The organism is Gilliamella sp. B2969 (genome assembly GCF_026536195.1).
GTDB lineage: Bacteria > Pseudomonadota > Gammaproteobacteria > Enterobacterales > Orbaceae > Gilliamella.
This window is the reverse complement of sequence record NZ_JAFNOP010000005.1, coordinates 28,955-48,869: the sequence shown is the minus strand read 5'-3', so window position 1 is coordinate 48,869 and position 19,915 is coordinate 28,955. Positions and strand designations below refer to the sequence as shown.

20 protein-coding genes are annotated in these 19,915 nt (G+C 35.5%); 7 read left to right on the top strand and 13 right to left on the bottom strand.

Features of this window, described 5'->3' with window-relative positions:
• Positions 1 to 4: 4 nt before the first annotated feature.
• The 9 genes from J3U66_RS05620 to J3U66_RS05580 all read right to left on the bottom strand — a co-directional run bounded on the left by J3U66_RS05620 (position 5) and on the right by J3U66_RS05580 (position 6,648).
• Positions 5 to 262, bottom strand: a complete 258-nt coding sequence (locus J3U66_RS05620) for a BolA family protein (RefSeq protein WP_267343616.1) — start codon at positions 260 to 262, stop codon at positions 5 to 7.
• Between the two features lie 85 nt (positions 263 to 347).
• Entirely contained in the window at positions 348 to 623 is a 276-nt protein-coding gene (locus J3U66_RS05615; RefSeq protein WP_267343615.1) for an STAS domain-containing protein, read from the bottom strand.
• Positions 624 to 626: 3 nt separating this feature from the next.
• Positions 627 to 1,271, bottom strand: coding sequence for a phospholipid-binding protein MlaC (gene mlaC, locus J3U66_RS05610; protein ID WP_267343614.1), 645 nt, complete (start codon positions 1,269 to 1,271; stop codon positions 627 to 629).
• Between the two features lie 2 nt (positions 1,272 to 1,273).
• The gene (mlaD, locus tag J3U66_RS05605) at positions 1,274 to 1,864 is read right to left on the bottom strand and encodes an outer membrane lipid asymmetry maintenance protein MlaD (protein WP_267343613.1); all 591 of its coding nucleotides are present in this window, start codon (positions 1,862 to 1,864) and stop codon (positions 1,274 to 1,276) included.
• Between the two features lie 11 nt (positions 1,865 to 1,875).
• Positions 1,876 to 2,655 (bottom strand): lipid asymmetry maintenance ABC transporter permease subunit MlaE, encoded by a 780-nt coding sequence (mlaE, locus tag J3U66_RS05600; protein ID WP_267333693.1) that lies wholly within the window; start codon positions 2,653 to 2,655, stop codon positions 1,876 to 1,878.
• Positions 2,655 to 3,470 carry a phospholipid ABC transporter ATP-binding protein MlaF gene (mlaF, locus tag J3U66_RS05595; protein WP_267333692.1) on the bottom strand — a complete coding sequence of 272 codons (816 nt, stop codon included), beginning with the start codon at positions 3,468 to 3,470 and terminating at the stop codon, positions 2,655 to 2,657. Before mlaF ends, mlaE begins: the two co-directional genes overlap by 1 nt.
• 284 nt (positions 3,471 to 3,754) lie before the next feature.
• The gene (locus J3U66_RS05590; protein WP_267348319.1) at positions 3,755 to 4,453 is read right to left on the bottom strand and encodes a methionine ABC transporter permease; all 699 of its coding nucleotides are present in this window, start codon (positions 4,451 to 4,453) and stop codon (positions 3,755 to 3,757) included.
• Positions 4,454 to 5,497, bottom strand: coding sequence for a methionine ABC transporter ATP-binding protein (locus tag J3U66_RS05585; protein WP_267333690.1), 1,044 nt, complete (start codon positions 5,495 to 5,497; stop codon positions 4,454 to 4,456).
• Positions 5,497 to 6,648: an amidohydrolase gene (locus tag J3U66_RS05580; protein ID WP_267348318.1), complete on the bottom strand. Its 1,152-nt coding sequence runs from the start codon at positions 6,646 to 6,648 to the stop codon at positions 5,497 to 5,499. Before J3U66_RS05580 ends, J3U66_RS05585 begins: the two co-directional genes overlap by 1 nt.
• Positions 6,649 to 6,828: 180 nt before the next feature.
• On the opposite strand from J3U66_RS05580, the gene J3U66_RS05575 reads away from it, so the two are divergent.
• Complete coding sequence (locus J3U66_RS05575; RefSeq protein ID WP_267348316.1) at positions 6,829 to 7,671, top strand: MetQ/NlpA family ABC transporter substrate-binding protein; 843 nt, start codon at positions 6,829 to 6,831, stop codon at positions 7,669 to 7,671.
• A gap of 42 nt (positions 7,672 to 7,713) precedes the next feature.
• Here J3U66_RS05575 and J3U66_RS05570 read toward each other — a convergent pair whose 3' ends face one another.
• Both J3U66_RS05570 and pepN read right to left on the bottom strand, forming a co-directional pair.
• The gene (locus J3U66_RS05570; protein ID WP_267348314.1) at positions 7,714 to 8,046 is read right to left on the bottom strand and encodes a rhodanese-like domain-containing protein; all 333 of its coding nucleotides are present in this window, start codon (positions 8,044 to 8,046) and stop codon (positions 7,714 to 7,716) included.
• A 120-nt stretch (positions 8,047 to 8,166) separates the two neighbouring features.
• Entirely contained in the window at positions 8,167 to 10,800 is a 2,634-nt protein-coding gene (gene pepN / locus J3U66_RS05565; RefSeq protein WP_267348313.1) for an aminopeptidase N, read from the bottom strand.
• Between the two features lie 158 nt (positions 10,801 to 10,958).
• Between pepN and pncB the strand changes: the two genes are divergently transcribed.
• The 6 genes from pncB (at position 10,959) to mdtH (ending at position 18,438) form a co-directional block, all read left to right on the top strand.
• Entirely contained in the window at positions 10,959 to 12,152 is a 1,194-nt protein-coding gene (gene pncB, locus J3U66_RS05560) for a nicotinate phosphoribosyltransferase (protein ID WP_267348311.1), read from the top strand.
• Between the two features lie 170 nt (positions 12,153 to 12,322).
• Positions 12,323 to 13,723 (top strand): asparagine--tRNA ligase, encoded by a 1,401-nt coding sequence (gene asnS, locus J3U66_RS05555; protein ID WP_416379728.1) that lies wholly within the window; start codon positions 12,323 to 12,325, stop codon positions 13,721 to 13,723.
• Positions 13,724 to 14,015: 292 nt separating this feature from the next.
• A complete protein-coding gene (locus J3U66_RS05550) occupies positions 14,016 to 15,179 on the top strand; it encodes a porin (protein ID WP_267333683.1) in 1,164 nt (387 codons plus the stop codon).
• Between the two features lie 309 nt (positions 15,180 to 15,488).
• The gene (locus J3U66_RS05545; protein WP_267343609.1) at positions 15,489 to 16,634 is read left to right on the top strand and encodes a porin; all 1,146 of its coding nucleotides are present in this window, start codon (positions 15,489 to 15,491) and stop codon (positions 16,632 to 16,634) included.
• A 133-nt stretch (positions 16,635 to 16,767) separates the two neighbouring features.
• Positions 16,768 to 17,226 carry a methylglyoxal synthase gene (locus J3U66_RS05540; protein ID WP_416379727.1) on the top strand — a complete coding sequence of 153 codons (459 nt, stop codon included), beginning with the start codon at positions 16,768 to 16,770 and terminating at the stop codon, positions 17,224 to 17,226.
• Complete coding sequence (gene mdtH / locus J3U66_RS05535; RefSeq protein ID WP_416379724.1) at positions 17,227 to 18,438, top strand: multidrug efflux MFS transporter MdtH; 1,212 nt, start codon at positions 17,227 to 17,229, stop codon at positions 18,436 to 18,438.
• Here the strand turns inward: mdtH and J3U66_RS05530 are convergent.
• A complete protein-coding gene (locus J3U66_RS05530) occupies positions 18,416 to 19,195 on the bottom strand; it encodes a class II glutamine amidotransferase (RefSeq protein WP_267348303.1) in 780 nt (259 codons plus the stop codon). The genes mdtH and J3U66_RS05530 overlap by 23 nt on opposite strands.
• Position 19,196: 1 nt before the next feature.
• Positions 19,197 to 19,772 (bottom strand): D-sedoheptulose 7-phosphate isomerase, encoded by a 576-nt coding sequence (gene lpcA, locus J3U66_RS05525; RefSeq protein WP_267333680.1) that lies wholly within the window; start codon positions 19,770 to 19,772, stop codon positions 19,197 to 19,199.
• Between the last annotated feature and the right edge of the window lie 143 nt (positions 19,773 to 19,915).

Here is a 19,915-nt window from a genome sequence, read left to right as displayed (position 1 = left end):
TAGTTTATAATCCCATTAATTTGCGTTCACGCTGCCATTCAGTTGGTGTATAGGTTTTGATAGATAATGCGTGGATACGATTGTCATTAATGAATTCGGCTAAAGGTGCATAAATCAATTGCTGTTTTTTGACTCGGCTCAAATCTGCAAATAGTTCACTGACTGCAATAACCTGAAAATGACTACCATCTTCAGTCATAACATATACATTGTCAAGGTTAAGGGAACTATTTAATTTGTCTATAATTTGTTGTTTGTCCATGATTGTAACTCAGTATGAATATTCTAACTTTATATTAAGTTGTTTAAGCTAATATTTATGTTTGGTAATAACACAACAATATGAATTAAGCCATAATAACTGGCTGTAAGTCATACAGTGCAATTAGAGTTTGTAATTGCGGATTAATGCCCATTAATTTGGTTTGATATTTAGTACAAAAATAAACTAATGTTGCTAGTCCAGAAGAGTCAACTCGAGTTAACTGAGCAACATCAATCGTTGTAACGCCATTTAAAATACTATGCTGAGTTGACCATATTTCATTAAGGGAGTGAGCATCTAGCTCACCCTTTAAATATAAGACATTGTGTTGTTTGTCTGCTTTAATTCGCGACATCATAGGCTAGCCTTTTGGTTTAGCGTTAGGATCAATATTACGATTTGAAAGATCAGTTAATTGTTTGGTTAATGCATCAATACCATCTTGACGTAATATAGTCGACCACTCATTTTGTTTAGTGGTAATCATACTTACACCTTCAGCAATTAAGTCGTATGCCTTCCATTCCCCTGTGACAGTGTTTTTACGCCATTGAAAATCAATACGTAATGGTTGCTGGCTTTTATCGGGTTGGATTAATAATACGCGAATTGAAACTAAGCTTTTACCTGTTAGGTCTTTTGCAGCTTCAACTTGATAAGTTTGACCGTTATACATCGATAGTGCTTGGGCAAAAGCTTGAACTAAATAGTTTTCAAATGCATTGAAATAAGCGGTACGTTGCGCCTCAGAAGCACTCTTGTAGTAATTACCTAAAATTAATGCACCAGCATATTTAACTTGCACATAAGGTAATAAATCAGTTCTAACTATTTCCTTCAATTTATTAGGATTGGTCTTGATTGTAGCTGATTGAGATTTAATGGTATTAAAAATCTTATCGGCTGCAACTTGCATATCTTTGTATGGATCGTTATCAGCAAGTGCAAACGTGCTGAATGCTAAAGCGAATACGAAAAAAATTGCTTGTTTAAATCTGATTAACATAATTACTCCTTACTTTCATTGGTATCTGGTGTAGTTTGTTTTTTATTTTTATCTGATGAACCGCCAATACTATAAAGGAATTTACCGATTAAATCCTCTAAAACCAGTGCTGGTTGGGTATTATTAATGACAAATCCTTCTTGGAAAAATGGTGGTGTTTTGTCTTGTTCTGTAGTTGTGTTGCTTTTGCCGACAGCTTCCGATGCATCTAGATCATGTTCAAGGTTTTGGTCCAGTCCAAAATTGATATCAATAAACTGTTCGCCTAATAAACCAGAGGTTTTAATCGATAATGCGCTTGAGCTAGGAATTTTATCATATTGTGCATCAATATCTATTGCGACATAAGGTTTATACACATCAATTTCAGATGATTGTAATGTGATGTTATTGACCCGACCAATCACAACTCCACCTATTTTGATTGGTGAACGTGCTTTTAATCCACCAATATTTTCAAATACAGCATAAACACGATAAGTATTATGACTGCTAAATGATGTGGGGTCAGTCACTCTAAAGCATAAAAATAGTACTGAAAGAATAACCAGCACCATAAATAATCCAACGGTAATTTCGACTTTACGACTCATGTTTAATGACCTCAATGACTAAACATTAATGCGGTTAGGATAAAATCTAACCCCAAAATAACTAATGATGAATAGACAACGGTGTTTGTTGTTGCCCGACTAATTCCTTCAGATGTTGGTACACAATCGTAACCATTAAATAGTGCAATCCAAGTACTGGCGATTGCAAAGGCGAAGCTTTTAATAAAACAATTGCCTAAATCATGCCACCAATCAACATTACTTTGAATGGAGGACCAAAAAAAGCCAGCGTCAATTCCTTTCCAGTCTACGCCAACTAAAACACCACCCAAAATGCCAACAGTGACAAAAATAGCCGTTAAAAAAGGCATACTAAAAAAACCCGCCCAAAAGCGTGGTGCAATGATTCGTCGTAGCGGGTCGATTGCCATCATTTCCATGCTTGATAACTGTTCTGTTGCTTTCATAAGACCTATTTCTGCTGTTAAGGCAGAACCCGCACGTCCAGCAAATAATAAGCCTGCAACGACTGGACCTAATTCTCTGAGTAGAGCAAGCGCAACCATCATTCCTAAACTTGCTTCAGCACCAAAGGTGGTTAAAATAAAGTAGCCTTGAAGAGCAAGTACCATACCAATAAACAGACCTGATACGATAATAATAGTCAGTGATTGTACACCGACAAAATAAAATTGTTTGATAAGTAAGGGGAATTGTTTACCAAATTGCGGTTGGCCAATCAGTGCGCCAAATAGCATCATTCCCGAACGCCCAACCATTGCAATGGTATTAATGGTTGCTTGTCCCAGTTTTGCCAGTAAATTCAACATTATTTTATACCTCTGCTTAGGTCTAATTTGTAATCATCAGCAGGATAATGAAATGGAACCGGACCATCAGCCAGTCCTTCCAGAAATTGTTTTACACGCAAATCATCATTGTCACGTAACTGCTGAGCAGTGCCACCTGCAATAATGTGTTGTTCTGCAACGATATAAGCATAATCAGCAATACTTAATACTTCATTCACATCGTGACTAACAACAATACAGGTTAATCCCAGTGATTGATTAATCTCAGCAATAAGTTTAACTATAACGCCCATAGATATGGGGTCTTGCCCTGCAAATGGCTCGTCAAACATAATAAGATCTGGATCAAGTGCTATCGCTCTGGCTAAAGCTGCTCGCCGTGCCATACCGCCAGATAATTCTGAAGGCATCATCTGCGCTGCACCGCGTAAACCAACGGACTGTAATTTCATTAACACTAAATTGTGCAATATGGGCTCTGGTAGATTAAGGTGCTCACGAAGAGGATAAGCCACATTATCAAAGACTGATAAATCAGTAAATAGTGCACCAGATTGGAATAACATACTCATGCGTTTACGGACTTCATATAGTCTTGAACGGGACATGCTGGGTATGTCTTCACCATCAAATAAAATTTTTCCCGCTTGAGGTTTGAGTTGACCACCAATTAGGCGAAGCAGTGTTGTTTTACCTATTCCAGACGGCCCCATAATGGCAGTTACTTTGCCTTTAGGCACATTTAAATTCATATTTTTGTAAATCGGCCGGCTACCTCGATAGAAAGACATATCGTGTATTTCGACCAAATTTTGTTGTAATGTGTTCGTCACATTGATTTCCTACACTACCATAATGAAAGTTGAGCTTATTTTACTTGATATTTGCGAATAATGAAATCTATTAAATAGATTAACCAATTATTGACGAATTTTAGTAGATAAGAATAACTAATTAAATTTTAATAGAAAAGTTTACACTAATTTAGTGGTTTATTGACAGGTAATCATTAAAATTCAATAGAGTAAACATTTTGTCAATAATTATAAATGAGGGCCGTAACCCTCATCTTTTTTTTGATTCTAAAGTCATTACTTGTGATGATTGGTTACGTTAGTTATTCATGCCTTGCTTTTCGTGCTAAATAATTACCAAGACTTTGTACGAGTTGCACAGTGATAATTAATATCACAACTGTAATAATGACAACGGTTGTATCAAAACGTTGATAACCATAGGATATGGCTAAATCTCCAATCCCGCCAGCCCCAACTGCACCAGCCATAGCCGTTGCGCTAATTAAGCCTATTGTTGCTGTCGTCAGGGTTAAAATTAAAGAGCTAAAAGCTTCGGGCAACATAAAGTGCCAAATAATTTGTAATGGTGTTGCTCCCATAGACTCAGCGGCTTCTATAATGCCACTATTGACTTCTAGCAGTGAGTTTTCGACTAATCGCGCAATATAAGGCGCGACGTATACTGTTAGGGGGACAATTGCTGCTGCTGTACCGATCGAACTGCCTACAATGAGTTTAGTGAAAGGTAAGATCGCTACTAATAAAATAATAAACGGTAAAGAGCGTAGCAGATTAATTATTGGGTTGATGATTCGATATATTTTACGACTTTCTAATAATCCTGATGGTCGTGTGGTGACTAAACAGATACCTAGAGGAATCCCCAGTAACGAACCTAGTACCAAAGCAAAAAACACCATTATTAAGGTTTCGTACGACGCTTGAATAAATTGTTCAGCGGTTAGTGTAGTGGCAAAACAAGAACTTAAGTAATTGATAATATTATTTAAGGTTTCCATTTAATTCCTCTCCCATTGTTTAATCTCGGTGACTTGTACACCACACTGACGTAGATATAGTACTGATTCTTCAATATCATTGTTGTTGCCTTTTAATTGAACAAACATACTGCCAAGTACTGTTTTTTCAATTTCTGACATATGGGCAAACAAGATGTTGACGACTACTTTTTGTTTTAATATCAGCGAATTGATGACAGGCTCTGAGGCTGATCTTCCTAAAAATTCGAGTTTGAATAATTGGATATTATCTTTATCACCTTCTATTTCAATTAAGTTTTCAACAACACCAGTTGGGATCTGGTCATTAATCACAGAACTGACAAAGTTTTGAGTAGTATGATGCTTTGGATGACCAAATACGTCCAGTACATTACCATGCTCAATAATTTGACCTTTTTCCATTACCGCGACTTTATGACAAATTTGCTCAATCACATGCATTTCATGAGTAATAAGTACTACAGTGATCTTATATTTTTCATTGATTTTTTTGATTAAATCTAAAATTGATTGTGTTGTTTGTGGATCAAGCGCTGAAGTCGCTTCATCACAAAGTAAAATATCAGGGTCATTCGCCAATGCACGGGCAATACCAATGCGCTGTTTTTGTCCACCAGAAAGTTCCTTAGGGTAGCTATTGGCTTTATCACTTAATCCCACAAACTCTAATAGCTCATAAACTTTTTGTTTTATTGTTTGCTTATCTTTTTTGATTAAAATTAATGGAATAGCGATATTTTCAAATACAGTTTTAGATTCCAGTAAATTAAAATGCTGAAAAATCATGCCAATTTTTTGTCTTACATGACGTAAGTCAGCATTTGATAATTGATTTAGTTGTTGATCTTGGACAATAACATTTCCTGTTGTGGGTTTTTCAAGAAAGTTAATTAAGCGAACTAAGGTACTTTTTCCTGCTCCACTATAGCCAATAATGCCATAGATATCACCTTTATCAATGGTTAAATTAATATTGTGCAGCGCCTGAGTGGTGATGCCGTTTCGCTCATATTGCTTAGAGACATTTTCAAATTTAATCATTATTTAATACCTGTTAATTGGTGTTCTAATTCAATTAATGCTTGCTTAGCAAGTATATATAAATAATTTACAGCTGGCATTATCATGTCTATGTTGATTTCAAATTTTGGATGATGAAGCGCATAAGGGCTTTGTGAACCGAGATTAATAAAAGCCCCCGGTACTTGATGTAGATAGTGGGCAAAATCTTCACCACCTAGTTGCGGTTTAAAATCGATTACTTCATAACCCATTTGCTTAGCGATTGACTGGGCAAATGCAACCCATTTGCCATCGTTAATGACAGAAGGTGGACCATCAAACCATCTTAATTCGGCTTTTGCGCCCATGGCAATCGCGATGTTTTCAATAATACTTTGTAGTTGTTGTTTTACTTTTGCCCTCACTTGTGGCGTTAAAGTTCGCACAGTGCCTTCCATTTCTACTGTTTCGGGGATGACATTCCAAGTGTTACCACCTTGAAATTTTGTGATGCTAACAATAACTGCATCAAGTCCACTTATTGTTCGGCTAGAGATTGTTTGGATGGCACTAACAATTTGAGCCCCTATCACAATGGGATCGATTCCCGATTCTGGTCTTGCTGCATGGGCCCCGACCCCTTTTATTGTGATTTCAATGCGATCAACATTGGCCGAAAAAGGGCCAGCACGTGATGCCATCTGATTGATGGCTAAATTGGGATTATTATGGAGCCCCAATATTGCATCAACCCCTTTCAACGCACCAATATCTATAAATTGTAATGCGCCGCTAAAGTTTTCTTCTGCGGGTTGAAATAATAAGCGAATCGTACCTTTTAAGTCTTGCTCGTGTTGTTTAAGTAAGTAAGCTGCGCCCATTAGAATTGACGTATGTACATCGTGCCCACAAGCATGCATGACATCGGGCGTTTGAGATTTATAATTGCAGGCTGTTTGTTCATTAATCGGTAATGCATCAATATCTGCACGTAATGCAAGCACTGGTGAACCAGAGCCTATTTCAGCTATGACGCCTGTTTTTGCTCCAAGTTCTAAAATTCGAATATGCGCTTTTTGTAAATAAGATCTAATTGTTTTAGTTGTTTCATATTCTTGATTAGAAAGCTCGGGATGTTGATGTAATTTTCTAAAAAGCTGATGAATACTGTCTGCAATTGATTCACTCATGGTATATCCAACAAATAATTATAGATAGTATTAACGTAGCATAGCTTGATTTAGCCACCTAATAATCGTTTTTTATATCTTATTCCAAAAAGTTATAAGATAGAATAACTTGGAATAAATGAACTATTTTTTCTATGCTAGAGTATGGTTAAGTTACATAGCTTATTGGGGATAGTTAATATGAAGCATCGTTTTACAAAATTGCATAAAAATATTTTGGTTTTATCGATATTAAGTTTTCTGTTTTTACTAACAGCTTGTGATAATTCTTCAAAGCAAGCCAATAATCAAACTAAAAAAGAGATTAGTATGGGGGTATCACCCGGGCCTTATAACGAATTATTTAAAGACGCGGTAAAACCCATACTTGAGTCTGAAGGTTATAAGGTGAAATTGGTTAGCTTTCCACATTTACTTGAGTCAGATGTCGCTTTAAGTGAGGGCAGTATTGATTTGACCGTGGCACAGCACACCGCTTATATGAATGTGTTTAATGCCCAACGTAAGGCTAACTTGAAACCCGTTGTACATGTACCATCTGTACCCGCTGCGATATTTTCAAATAAATATAATTCGTTACAGCAAGTGTTTAAAGGCGCGAAAGTTGCTATTCCACAAGATGCATCTAATGCTGCTCGTTCGTATAATTTGCTTGAAAAAGCTGGTTGGATAAAGTTAAAACCGAATACCAATCCTATTATTGTAAGTAAAAATGATATCGAGCAAAATATTGCCGGCATCAATATTATCGAGATGGATTCGGCTAATATTCCTCGCGTGATGAATGATTTAGATTTTGCCGTTATTCCTGGAAGCATTGTTTACTCAGCGAATATTGATCCGAATAAAGCATTACTGTTAGAAACGATAATTCCAGATCTAGAAATTATGGTGGTCGTTAATGCGGGCAATGAAAATAGTCAATGGGCCCAAGATGTGAAACGTATTTATCAATCTCAACAGTTTAAAGATTATATGCAAGCGCACAACCAAAACGGTTATTGGGTGATGCCACAAGAGTAGTTTAATCGCTTATTTTAACAAGTTCAGTTTGTTACGAGCTTGTTAATATCTCGGCATGTTTTTGTTAACCATTAATGCCCAAGCATCTATACCTCCAGTCAAATTATAGAGATAATCAGTATCAAAGCCATTTTCAGCCAAATAATTTGCGACATTTAAACTTCTTACGCCATGATGACAATAAATCACAATATCTATTTCATCGGGGATTTTATCTAAATGAAGCGGGATCAGATTCATTGGAATGTGCATTGCTCCCTCAATTTTGCAGAAATTGACTTCGCTAGGTTCGCGCACGTCAAGTAAAACCAGTTTGTGTTGTTGTTTTAGTTTTTGATCAAGCTCAATAGCGGTGATGGACTTAATGGGTATCATATTAAAAACTCTAAAAAATGTTGTTAACAAGTTTAAGCTAAATACTTTTTTTGAAAAAAAACAGCACTATTTATTACAAGTTATCATCCTATTAATGATTAATAGGATGATAATAATCATTTAAGCGGCTAATGCTTTACTGATTTTTTCATAGAGATCTTTAGATAAATGTTCTATTTTTAGTAACGCATTGAGCGATTGTCGCATTTGCTCTTGTCGTTTTTCATCATAACGTTTTAAACGAATAAGTGGATCGATTAAACGTGCTGCAACTTGCGGATTTTTCTGATTTAATTCTGTCAAAATTTCAACCAAAAATTGATAACCACTGCCATCTTGTGCATGGAAGGCGACAGGATTGTTATTGACAAATGCACCGATTAAAGAGCGAATGCGATTTGGGTTAGTTAGCGAAAATGAACGGTGATTTAATAGTTTTTTCACCGTCGCTAGTACTTGCTTATCAGGGCTTGTAGCATTTAAAGCTAACCACTTATCCATTACGAGTCCATCTTGATGCCATTTATTATCAAAATCGATTAGTAGATCTTTTTGGCAATTAAGTTGAGCTTTAACAGCCGTTGTTAATGCAGCAAATGCATCTGTCATGTTATCTGCATGATAATATTGCTCGCTAACTAGATGTGTTACTTGTGACTTATCATCAGCGTAAGCTAGTAGTATTAAACACGCATTTTTTAATGAGCGTTTTGCAATATCAGCATGAATAATTTGATATTGTGTTGTTTTATTATGTTGATAAACCGCCTGTAATTCATCATAAAGTTCATTTGCAAAACAGGTTAATAGAAAGTGGCGCACTTCATAAATAGCCATTGGATCAACAACAGCAAAAAGATTAGCTATTTCATTTTCTGAAGGTAAAGTTAATATTTGGGCGATAAGAGCAGGATCGGTTGATTCTGATAATAACACTGCTTTAAAGGCATCTAATACTGTTTGCGGTAAGGTTAGATCCTTTTTATGTTGGTAATTATCAACATTACTACGTATATATTTTGCTAAAAGCATCTGTGCGGCATCGTAGCGACTAAATGCATTGGTTGCATGTTGCATTAAGAAAATGAGTTCATCATCTTGATAATGATATGTTAATTTAACCGGTGCTGAAAAATCACGCAACAATGAAATAATCGGTTTTTCATCTATATGATCAAAAACAAATTGCTGTTTAGTCTGGGTAAGATTTAATACATGGTTAATCGATTTACCTTGTGATTGCAACGCAATGACATCACCATTGCGTCGATACAGTTCAATATCAACTGGGATATGTAACGCTTGTTTTTGCTGTTGATCTTGGGTTGCAGGTGTATGTTGCTCAATCGTTAAAGTATAGCGTTGACTTGTTTTATCATAACTATCAGTAACGATGAGCTCAGGGGTACCTGATTGACTATACCATAATTTAAATTGGGTTAAATCAATGCCTGAGGCATCTTGCATTGCTGCAACAAAATCATCGCAGGTAGCCGCACTGCCATCGTGACGTTTGAAATAAAGCTTCATGCCAGCTTGGAATTTTTCTTCACCTAATAGTGTATGCATCATACGAATAACTTCTGCCCCTTTTTCATAAACGGTAACAGTATAGAAATTATTCATTTCAATAACTTGTTCAGGACGAATAGGGTGAGACATAGGGCTTGCATCTTCAGCAAATTGTACTGTGCGCATAATTTTAACATCATTGATTCGCTTAACCGCTCTTGATCCCATATCAGAACTAAATTCTTGATCACGAAAAACTGTTAAACCTTCTTTCAAACTGAGTTGAAACCAATCCCGACAGGTAACACGGTTGCCTGTCCAGTTATGAAAATATTCGTGACCAATAACGCCTTCAATTCCTAAGTAATCATCATCAGTGGCTGTTTCGGGTTTAGCTAGTACATATTTTGAATTGAAAATATTAAGCCCTTTGTTTTCCATTGCGCCCATGTTGAAAAAATCGACGGCAACAATCATAAAAATATCTAAGTCATATTCTAAGCCAAAACGGGTTTCGTCCCAGTGCATCGCATTTTTTAAGCTGGTCATGGCCCATTTTGCACGATCTAAATTACCTTTATCGACATAAATTTCTAGTTCAACGTTACGTTTTGATTGGGTGATAAAATGATCTTTTAAAATATCAAAATCACCTGCAACTAAGGCAAATAGATAAGCCGGTTTTGGAAACGGGTCTTGCCACTGTACCCAATGACGATCGTTGCCAAGTTCACCTTGAGCAATGCGATTACCATTAGAAAGTAAATAAGGATATTGTTTTTTATTGGCCGTAATTCGAGTTGAAAATCTGGCTAACACATCGGGTCTATCTAAATAGTAAGTAATGTGGCGAAATCCTTCAGCTTCACATTGTGTACAAAGTGCATCCCCTGAAACATATAGTCCTTCAAGCGCGGTATTATCAATTGGTCTGATTTCGTTAACAATGGTTAAAGTAAATTCAGATGGAACATTTTTAATGATTAATCCTGTTGTTGTGATTTGATAATCAGTCCAAGGTTGTTCATCAATATTTACTGAAACCAATTTAAGTTCTTCACCGTCTAAAATTAAATTGTCAGCGTGAAGATTTTTTTTGATAACATGACTACGGGCGATAACTGTTGTTATTTCTGCCGCTAAATCAAAATCGAGGTCGATGTCAGTAATTGTAAAGTCGGGTGTTTTATAATCTAAGCGATGTTTAGCTGTAGGTTGTAATTCAAGTGTTTGGCTATTCATTGTTATTAAGACCTTTTCGTATTTGCTTAATTTGTTAGCTGTATTGTTTTTATTATAGCTGATTAAAAATAATCTGACTTAGATAATTAAGCTATATCTTCATTATTATTCTGCTATAATCTTGAGAATTTCATTTAGAGTATTAACAATAAGTTCACATGTTACCAGCTATAATTACATCAATTTTAGATACTGATGCTTATAAGTTGCATATGCAGCAAGCCGTTTTTCATCGTTACCCTGATGTTACTGTTGTTGCCGAGTTCCGTTGTCGAAGTGATGATTTATTAGGAAAATATGCTGATGAAATTAGGCATCAAGTTAAATTAATGGAATCGCTAGCACTTTCTTATGATGAGTTTACTTATTTGTCGGGCATCTCTTTTTTTAAAACTGATTATTTAAATTGGCTTAAAAATTGGCGCTTTGATAGCCATTTATTGACGATAAGTAATGAAGATGGGGTGTTAGTCATTCGCATTGAAGGAAAATGGTTAGATGTTATTTTATGGGAAGTGCCGTTATTAGCTGTAATTAGTGAAATAGTACATAAAGATCGCTCACCAAATATTGGAGTACCGGAAGCATTAAACCGACTCAAGCAAAAATTGGCAAAGTTTGCAGATCAAACAGCCAATATTGATATGTCCGGTTTTAATTTAATGGATTTTGGTACCCGTCGGCGTTATTCCTTTGCTGTACAAGAAGCTGTTGTGAGTTATCTAAAATCACACTTTGATAACTTTCATAGTACTAGTAATTATTTATTGGCTTATCGTTTAGGATTAACACCGGTTGGTACTCAGGCTCATGAATGGTTTCAAGCACATCAACGCTTAAGTTCAAACTTACAAGATTGCCAAAAAACGGCTTTGCAAGTGTGGTTAGACGAATACCCACAAGATTTAGGTGTTGCGTTAACTGATTGTATTACGATGGATGCCTTTTTACGGGATTTTGATTATTATTTTGCCTCTCATTATCAAGGGCTTCGTCATGATTCGGGTGATCCCATCGAATGGGGCGAAAAAGCGATCAGCCATTATCAAGCATTAGGCATTGATCCTAAAACGAAACTATTAGTCTTTTCTGATAGTTTAAATTTTGATAAAGCGCTCAATATTTATAAACACTTTAATCATCGAGTACAACTATCGTTTGGTGTAGGTGGTTTTTTAGCGTGTGATATTCCATCAAACGATGTAAATACTAAAGCGTTAAATATTGTCTTAAAATTAACCGAATGTAATAACCAATCGGTTGCTAAGTTATCTGATAGTCCAGGTAAAACGATATCGCAAGATTTAGCTTTTATCGATGAGTTAAAGCGTACATTTAGTGTCAAACATTAATAGTAATTAATGCGTTAAATGTTATTAATATGACAAAATCAACATGAGTATTAAGGATGATATTTGCTTAATATTGCTTGATTACACGATGGCTGTAATTTCAAGGTAAATCATCCTGAGATACTTAAATATTATTTGATAAACTACTATAGAGATGGATAATTAAAATGATTTCAGTTGCACCTATTGTTGATGTGTTACAAGGCAAGATAGCTGTTGGAAGCACTATTTCAGTTCAAGGTTGGGTTAGGACCCGACGTGATTCAAAAGCTGGTATTTCGTTCCTAGCTGTATATGATGGTTCATGTTTTGACCCAATCCAAGCGGTAATTGAAAAAGATCTACCGAATTATGAACAAGATATTTTACGTTTAACTGCGGGCTGCTCAGTCAAAGTCACAGGTACTGTTGTTGAATCTCCAGGACAAGGTCAGCAATATGAATTGCAAGCAACACAAGTTGAAATTTATGGCTTTGTTGATGATCCAGAAACTTATCCTATGGCGGCTAAACGTCACTCAATTGAGTATTTACGTGAAGTTGCTCACTTAAGAGCTAGAACCAATATTGTTGGAGCGATTACACGCGTTCGTCATACACTTGCTCAAGCAATCCATCAGTTTTTTGATGAGCGAGGCTTTTTTTGGCTTTCTACACCAATCATTACCGCATCAGATACTGAAGGTGCGGGCGAAATGTTTCGAGTTTCGACACTGGATCTGTTAAATCTACCAAAAACTGACAAAGGTAACATTGATTTTGATAAAGATTTTTTTGGTAAAGAGGCTTTCTTAACGGTTTCAGGGCAGCTCAATGCTGAAACTTATGCTTGTGCCTTGTCTAAAGTTTACACTTTTGGTCCTACTTTTAGAGCAGAAAATTCAAATACAACCCGTCATTTAGCTGAGTTTTGGATGATGGAGCCAGAAGTTGCTTTTGCAGATCTTGATGATAACGCCAAACTTGCCGAAGATATGTTGAAGTATGTTTTCAAAACCGTACTTGAAAAACGTGCCGATGATATGCAATTTTTTGCCCAGCATATCGATAAAGATGCGATTAATCGTTTAGAAAGCTTTATCAGCGCAGATTTTGCACAAGTTGACTATACTGATGCCATTACTATTTTACAAAATTGTGATGCTAAATTCGAAAATCCAGTAAGCTGGGGAATTGATTTAGCTTCTGAGCATGAACGCTATTTAGCTGAACAACACTTCAAAGCACCTGTGGTAGTTAAAAATTATCCAAAAGATATTAAAGCGTTTTATATGCGTATGAATGATGATGGTAAGACTGTTGCTGCTATGGACGTATTAGCACCGGGTATTGGTGAAATTATTGGTGGCTCACAACGTGAAGAACGCTTAGATATGTTAGATAAACGTATGGATGAAATGGGACTTAAAAAAGAAGATTATTGGTGGTATCGTGATTTGCGCCGCTATGGTACTGTGCCTCACTCAGGATTCGGTCTCGGTTTTGAGCGCTTAATTGTATATGTTACTGGTGTACAAAATGTGCGTGATGTTATTCCTTTTCCAAGAACACCACGCAATGCAAATTTTTAATATGATTAAATTGTAAACCATTCGCTTACTAGGTTTATTATAAAAACGATTTGTATAGATTTTATTGAAATAATGATTAAAAAATAATCAAACAGGTGTAATTTTAAGGTTAGACATCTTATTTACTAAAAAGTTCTCTTGATTTTAAAAAAAATTTATACATAATTTACGGTACTGTAAAAAGTAGATAAAAATAATAGAAGTACTATTGTTTTTGGATGAATGATTTTTGTACAAATGACACATGACTTAATGGATAGTGTCAATATTAAAATAACCGTGAGGGTAAAAAATGAAACGTAATCTATTAGCAATCGCTATTCCTGCACTTTTAGTTGCAGCTGGCGCAAATGCATCTATCGAAGTATGGAATAAAGATGGTAATAAAGTTGACTTTTATGGTCGTGTAAAAGCAGCTAACAACATCACTGATCGTAATCAAGTAAAAGAAGGTGATGATACTTCTGCTCGTTTAGGTATGTCAGGTCAAACTCAAATTACTGATAGCGTAACAGGTTATGGTCGTTGGGAATATGAAGCGAAAGCCGGTAAAGATTCTCATAACGAAGTGCGTTATGCATTTGCTGGTTTAAACTTTGGTGACTTTGGCTCATTTGATTATGGTCGTAATGACGGTGTGTTAAAAGCAATCACTGCTTATACTGACGTATTACCGCAATTTGGTGGCGATGCTGCAAATAATAATTGGAATGTGCTTTCAGCTAGAACAAAAGCGGTTGCAACCTACCGTAACAATAATTTCTTCGGTTTGACTGATGATGTAAGTTTTGCATTACAATATGCTGATAACGGTGATAATTCTAATACATATGATCGTTTTAAAAGTGATGCAGATAACAAAGTATCAAGAGAAGCTTATGGTGCAAATGCTCAATGGCGTATTTTTGATACTGGTTTAACTGCTGGTGCCGGTTATGCGCAATCTACTTCAAGTGATCATCGTCATAATACTTGGACTGCTGGTCTAAAATATGATAACTACAATTTATATTTAGCTGCTAACTATTTCCAAAGCAAAATTAAGAAAAGCAGAACAGTTGTATGGGATAATGGTGTAACTAAAGATTATGATAACAAGGTTAAAGGTATCGAATTAGTTGCTCAATATGGTATTGACTTAGAAATTGGTCGTTTAACTCCATCATTAGCTTATGTTCAACATAAAGTTAAGAGCCCTTCAGACCGTTTTTCGGATGCTGAATATATTTACACTGCAGATGGTTACAATTCACCTCTAGCTAAATATGTTTCTGTAGGTGCAACTTATGATTTAAACAAAAACTTTAGTGCTATCGTAGAGTATAAATTTAACTTACTTGATAGAGATGATGTTGGTGCTTATCAAAATACAAAAGACGTAGATTTGAGTAAGCGTCATCCGAGCAAACCAGGTACTAAAGATGTGTTAGGTGTTGGTTTAATTTACCAATTCTAATTTCTATTCTTAATATCTTATAAAAAGGCACTTAGGTGCCTTTTTTTATCATTATTGAAATTTATTTCATATCAAAACACATTTTATGCTTAAAAAATTTTATAGTAAGTATTAAAATTATCGTAAATTTTTAGAATTTATTAAATAAACATTGTTAAATATACTACGTGCATTATTTATTGGTCATTGTTGGTTAATATTAATATTGCATAAAACGTATAATTACTCTGGATTAGTAGTAATTTATGGGTCAAAAGCAAAGTATTTTGCCTTATTTAGTAATATAAAAATACCTACGAGGGTAAAAAAATGAAACGTAATCTATTAGCTATTGCTATTCCTGCATTATTAGTTGCAGGTACTGCAAGCGCTTCTATCGAAGTATGGAATAAAGACGGTAATAAAGTTGATTTTTATGGACGTGTTTATGCACTAAATTATATCACCGATCGTGATAATCAAACCGGTGAAGGTGATAAAACCACTGCACGTTTAGGTATGTCAGGTCAAACTCAAGTTACAGAGAACATTACCGGTTATGGTCGCTGGGAGTACGAGGCAAAAACTGGTTCAGATGCTGAAAACGAAACACGTTATGCTTATGCAGGTATGAACTTTGGTGATCTAGGTTCATTTGACTATGGTCGTAATGATGGTGTGTTAAAAACGTTAACTTCTTATACTGACGTATTACCTGAGTTTGGTGGTGATGCATCGGACAATGATCTCTATGCATTAAGTGCTCGTACTAAAGCGGTTGCAACTTATCGTAATAGTGATTTCTTTGGTTTAGTAAACGGTTTACGTTTTGCTGTTCAATATGCCGATAATGGTGATAACAGCTCAACAAGCTATTTTAATAAACATGATCGTGATGGTCACGACAGTGCTGAAGCTTGGGGTTCAGTAGTTGATTGGGATGTATTAGATACAGGTTTATCTATTGGTGCTGGTTATGCGCAAACTGGTGGTCATAAAGATGCAAAAGCTTGGTCAGCTGGTGTGAAATATGATAATAACAACCTTTATTTGGCCGCATTATATATTCAAGGCAAACAAAAATATGGTTGGGAGAATACTTTAACTACTCATAGTACTGATGATTTAAAAACTAAAGGTTATGAAGTTGTCGCACAATATGGTATCGACTTTGATATTGGTCGCTTAACCCCATCTGTTGCTTACATTCAACATCGTGTACAAGATGCTTCAAGCTATTCAAGAAGTGGCGATGCAGGACTTAAAGGTAATGATTTAATTAAGTATGTTGATGTTGGTTTGACTTATGACTTCAACAAAAATCTACAAGCTATCCTTGATTATAAAATCAACTTGTTAGATAAAGACGATATTGGTGCTCGCCGTGCTTTATATGGTGATAGCAAATTTGGTGGATCACAAATTAAAGCAACGACTAAAGATACTGTAGCATTAGGTTTAATTTACCAATTCTAATTACCCGTAAATTAGGTTTTTAAAAGGCACTTAGGTGCCTTTTTTATTGTCTTAAATCTAAGCAAATAACGCTTGCACTTTAATACATACTCTGTTAAAAACTATCGAATAATCATCGATAGGGATAATAATGATGCTTTACACAACGCGTAAATTGGCTGCCAAAAAAAATATTGCTTTAGTTGCTCATGATCACTTAAAAAGTACTTTATTAAATTGGTGTAGAAAAAACCGAGCAGAACTTGCACATCATAATTTATGTGGTACCGGCACGACAGGGAATTTAATTAAAAAAGAGATAGGGTTAAATATTACCCCAATGTTAAGTGGTCCAATGGGTGGTGATCAACAAATTGGTGCATTAATTGCTGAAGGTAAAATTGATATACTCATCTTTTTTTGGGATCCACTTAATGCAGTACCGCATGACCCAGATGTTAAAGCATTATTGCGTTTATCAACGGTTTGGAATATACCCGTTGCGACGAATGAAGCAACAGCCAATGCACTGGTTCAATCAGCTATTTTTACCCAAGAGGTTGAAATTGAAATTCCTGATTACCAAAGATATTTAGCTGAAAGAGTAAAATAAGTGCCGGTGCCGTCGCAAATTCGTAAAACCGGTAAACAAATATTACTACTAGATAATTTATTTATTGTTCTAGGATTTTATGTTGTTTTTCCATTGGTTTCGACACACTTTGTTAGTCAAGTTGGTTGGAGTGCTTTGTTTGTCGGTTTTGCTTTAGGATTCAGACAATTTGTTCAACAAGGATTTGGTATTATTGGTGGTGCTATTGCTGATCGCTTTGGTGCTAAACCGATGATTGTTTGTGGAATGTTTTTACGTTGTGTCGGGTTTATATCAATGGCTATTGCTAGTCAACCTTGGCTTTTATTACTATCTTGCTTACTTTCTGCTTTAGGTGGATTACTGTTTGATCCACCTCGCATGGGGCTGACCATCAAGTTTACCCGTCCACATGAGCGCGGTAAATTTATTTCGCTGTTAATGATACAAGATAATGCCGGTGCAGTGATTGGTGCACTTATTGGTGGTATTTTGATTGATTATGATTTTCATTTAGTTTGTTGGTGCGGCGCATTTATCTTTTTCTTATGTGGTCTTTTTAACCTCTTCTTTTTGCCTGCTTATCATATTGCTATTGGTAAAGCACCCATTGTCAATGGTATGAAAATGGTGCTTAAAGATAAAAAATTTACACGTTATGTCTTAACACTAACGGGTTATTATGTGCTTGGAGTACAAGTCATGTTGATGCTACCGCTAACTATTACCAATATTTCAGGAAGTTCAAGTTATGTGAAATGGATGTACGTGATTGAAGCAACTATCTCATTAATTTTGCTTTATCCTCTTGCTCGGTTTAGTGAAAAACATTTTAGATTAGATCAACGCCTTAAATTTGGATTACTTTTGATGTCGTTTGCCTTTATAATAATAGGATTTACATCCCAATTATCTATTTTGCTATCTCTTATAGCGCTTTTTTACCTTGGTGCAATTATTGCAGAGCCGGCTAGAGAAACTTTAGCAACCGTGTTAACTAATCCAAAAGCCAAAGGTAGTTACATGGGATTTAGCCGATTAGGGCTTGCTTTAGGCGGATTTATTGGTTATACCGGAGCAGGATGGCTTTATGAAATTGCAATCAAGATGGGTTTTCCGCATTTGCCGTGGATTATTTTAACGTTAATTGGATTATTAACGTTAGGTTATTTACAATATCTATTTAAAGATGAACCACCTTTCAATTTAGTCAAGATGAAAAAAATTGATTAATTTCACCATATTTAAATAGAATTGCTTCACCAGTGTTTAATTTATGCCAAGTTTCATTTGAAGTTAACGGCATAGTTGAAATAATAGTAACAATATCATTTGGTGTAGTATGCTTTTGAAAATCGATTTCAACATCTTCATCAATTAACTTTGCTCTGCCAAAAGGTGCTTTGCGCGTAATCCAATGTAAATTAGTTGAACAATAAGCAAAGACATATTGCCCATTAGAAAGCAGCATATTAAATATGCCAAGTTGATTCAGTTCAAGTGCACATTGTTGGATATAAGTAAAAAGCTCAATATCATCAGTCGGTTGTTTTGGATATTTTTTATGTAACTGATTAATTAAGTAACAAAAAGCATACTCACTGTCGGTTAATCCAACTGGTTGAAAAATTCCCATATCCAGCTTTTCGTAATCAGTTAATTGCCCATTGTGGGCAAAAGTCCAATTTTTACCCCACAATTCTCGGGTAAAGGGGTGTGTGTTTTCAAGCGCTACCCCTCCACGATTTGCTTGACGAATATGCGCGATAACAGCCTTGGATTTAATTGGGTATTGTTGTACCATCTTAGCAATAGGTGAATAGCTACAAGGCTCAGGATCCTTAAACGTTCGACAGCCTTTACCTTCATAAAAGGTAATACCCCAACCGTCTTTATGTGGTCCTTTATCTCCGCCACGTTTAATTAAACTCGTGAAGCTAAAACAAATATCAGTTGGCACGTTAGCGCTCATACCCAATAATTCACACATTTTAAGCCATCTCTTTTTCAATTAGCATAATTAAAATATGAATAACTTTGATATGGATTTCTTGTACACGATCAGCATAACCAAAATGTGGTACACGAATATCGACATCAGCCAGTCCGTTCATTTTACCGCCATCTTTACCGGTTAAGGTAATAATTTTCATCCCTTTTTGTTTAGCTACGTCTATTGCTTTTAATACATTAGCTGAATTACCTGACGTTGAAATACCTAATAATACATCGCCTTTTTGTCCAACACCTTCAACATAACGTGAAAATATAGAATCAAATCCGAAATCATTGCCTACACAAGATATATGACTAACATCTGATATAGCTATTGCAGGATAAGCTGGACGATTATCACGGTAACGACCGGTTAACTCTTCAGCAAAATGCATAGCATCACAATGGGAACCACCATTGCCACATGATAAAACTTTACCACCTTGTTTAAATGCGTTAGCTATAAGCACAGCTGCTTGTTGGATTTTGTGAAGATTGCCATCATCCGAAACAAAATTTACCAATACATTTAGTGCTTGGTTGAGTTCATCACGAATAGCATCAATATACATCTAAATTACCTCATAAAAGAAAAATCTTACTACCATTGTAGTGCGTTCAAAACTGCTTGCAAGGGATAATAAAAATAAAATGATAGATAGTGAAAAAAGTTGAAGTAAATTTAATTTATTAGCATAAAAATCAATCATAAAAA